Genomic DNA, 2,270 nt, shown 5'->3' with positions numbered 1-2,270 from the left:
CTGGCAATCGTCAGGTTCCCATCGCCCCCCACATGCGATTTTAGATAATACCGTTCGTGGCTTCCTGTCGTTCGCTGCAGCTCATAGCCCAGGCCCAGGATAAAATGGTGTATTCCCCGGTACTTAGTCGCAGTGAGGCCCGACATCTCTGCTTTCCTGAGCTTCGACGTCAGTGACTTCGATGAGGGTGATCTTTACCTGCGTATAAGGGACTTCAAAATGACATTCGACGGCTTCATGGACATATTTCATCAGCACATCCCATGACCCGGCATGGGTGTGGATGGCATGGTCGACGCCTGAAGCGCATATCAGGCCGCTTTCGCTGTCCGTGAATACCCGGAAGGTGACCTCTTTCGTCGCGTGTGAAGCCTCGAATTCCTGTTTTGCAGTATCCGAATTAGAATTATTTCCTGACATGTCGTAGCTCAGCACTAAATTGTATATTAATAATAAAATGTTAACCATTGATATAATTAAAATCCGGATGTCAAGTATCGGCATCGAGTGATCTGACCCTACGAATAAAGAAACAATTTATCACCTTTATGAAAAAAGTTACAATAAAATGGCCACGATCGTGAAGCTCTTGTATAACAAGAGAAAGGTATTTACACACCCCAGGTTTTGGACAAATGTAATTGTATAAATTTGTTTACACACGTAAACTATAAATTACACATGTAAACAATAGTATACATGTGGCATCGGAAAGCAAGGCAGATAAAAAGCACAGCCCAGGAGACCCCGTTGATAAAACGGTTAAGGGCTGGCTTGAACAGGATAACCGTATAAATATTTTAAAACTTTTTCTTGACAGGCCGGGCAAGCATCTCCACATCAGGGAAGTAGCCCGCCAGACGGGCCTGTCGCCACGCGGGGCTCAGATGATCCTCGAATCCCTTCGCAAAGAAGGGCTGTTGATCAGCGAATACAATAACATCGTCAACAACTATAGTGGCAACTTCGACGATAAGCGTCTGGTCGGGCTGAAGAGAGCCCTGAACCTGTACTCGATTCACTCCAGCGGGCTGCTACAGCACCTGGAAAAATACTACCACATGCCTGAGTGTATTATCCTTTTCGGGAGCTATGCCAAAGGCGACGATGTGGCAGGTATAAGCGACATCGATATAGCTATAGTAACTGGCATGAAAGATATCCCTGATCTGGAAAACTTTCAGGCCATACTTGGCAGAAGCATAAGCTTACACCTTGTCGATAATATCAAGGATCAGAATGTTAACTTCATCAACAGTATGGCTAACGGTATTGTCATCTCCGGCTATATGGAAGCGGTTTAATGCCCTCGTTTGACTATTTTCTTCAATTGAACCTGGCTCGTAAAATGACGAAAGACCCGGCTGCAGCGAAGTCCATGCTGGACCGGGCATCGAAAAGGCTGGAATATGTCAGGCCTCAGGCAATTGACCAGGATAATGCTCCTTTTATTTTTGAGCATATCTATGAAGTGATCAGGGAATGTGGCCAGTGTCTTATGACAGCGGATGGCTATAAGCCCAATAACTCGCACGAAGCGATCATTGCCTTTCTGTCGGATAACTACAAGGATACTTTCGGTGAAAAGCTCCTTAACGATTTTAACCGGTTCCGGATTTTACGTAACGATAGTATGTATAAAGGCGACAGCGTTAGCGCAGATGTCACCAGGAAAGCCCTGACGATCGCAATGGACTTCGTCCGGGTTACTGGCGATGCGATGAAAATAAAATATTATCGTTATTAAATAATAAGGATTTGATACTTTATATGCAGGTCTCGATGAGCGTAATCTTCACCTGTGTGCAAGGTATTTTAAAAATGATACCAGTGGCCTCGAGGATGTTTTCTATGAGCGTATTCCACGATCGGGCTTGCGCTATGGTAATTACAATTTTATTACATTAACCAAATATACATCGTAAGCATAATTTTAACTGGTTATTGCAGAATAAACGGTGGATACAATGGCAGTGAAAAACAGGCAGAGTTTTGACAGTCCGGCCGACGATGAGCTCGCAAGTATTCTCTTCAATGGTTTAACAACCGAAATTCTCGTCGACCTTCTCAAGCAAAAAATAGCGGCCGGACAGGCAAACGCAGCCGATGTGATACAAGAGCTCGCAGGCAATAAAGATGCGACTGTTGTCATCATGAAAAGAAAATAACAATAAAAAAAGCGCCGGGAAACCCGGAGTGAGAGGATGATGGCCAGATGTACCTTAGCCATGAAAACGGTGGATTAAGTTGATACTACAACAATCGTTCAT

General features: G+C 44.4%; 4 protein-coding genes. 3 read left to right on the top strand and 1 reads right to left on the bottom strand.

Annotation, left to right across the window (positions count from 1 at the left end):
* Positions 1-123 precede the first annotated feature (123 nt).
* A complete protein-coding gene (locus NC238_15680) occupies positions 124-420 on the bottom strand; it encodes a hypothetical protein (protein MCM1567346.1) in 297 nt (98 codons plus the stop codon).
* Positions 421-701: 281 nt separating this feature from the next.
* On the opposite strand from NC238_15680, the gene NC238_15675 reads away from it, so the two are divergent.
* The 3 genes from NC238_15675 to NC238_15665 all read left to right on the top strand — a co-directional run bounded on the left by NC238_15675 (position 702) and on the right by NC238_15665 (position 2,168).
* On the top strand, positions 702-1,304 hold the full coding sequence (locus tag NC238_15675) for a nucleotidyltransferase domain-containing protein (GenBank protein ID MCM1567345.1): 603 nt from the start codon (positions 702-704) through the stop codon (positions 1,302-1,304).
* Positions 1,304-1,747, top strand: a complete 444-nt coding sequence (locus NC238_15670; protein MCM1567344.1) for a hypothetical protein — start codon at positions 1,304-1,306, stop codon at positions 1,745-1,747. The genes NC238_15675 and NC238_15670 overlap by 1 nt, the downstream gene beginning before the upstream one ends.
* 211 nt (positions 1,748-1,958) lie before the next feature.
* The gene (locus tag NC238_15665) at positions 1,959-2,168 is read left to right on the top strand and encodes a hypothetical protein (protein ID MCM1567343.1); all 210 of its coding nucleotides are present in this window, start codon (positions 1,959-1,961) and stop codon (positions 2,166-2,168) included.
* Positions 2,169-2,270: the final 102 nt, after the last annotated feature.

The organism is Dehalobacter sp. (assembly GCA_023667845.1).
In the GTDB taxonomy this organism is placed as follows: Bacteria; Bacillota; Desulfitobacteriia; order Desulfitobacteriales; family Syntrophobotulaceae; genus Dehalobacter.
The sequence above is the reverse complement of the archived record's forward strand: the minus strand, read 5'-3'. Positions and strand labels throughout refer to the sequence as shown.

Coding starts and splice junctions, on each gene's coding strand:
- NC238_15670 (MCM1567344.1), top strand. CDS start 1,304: ATGCCCTCGTTTGACTATTTTCTTCAATTGAACCTGGCTCGTAAAATG.
- NC238_15680 (MCM1567346.1), bottom strand. CDS start 420: ATGTCAGGAAATAATTCTAATTCGGATACTGCAAAACAGGAATTCGAG.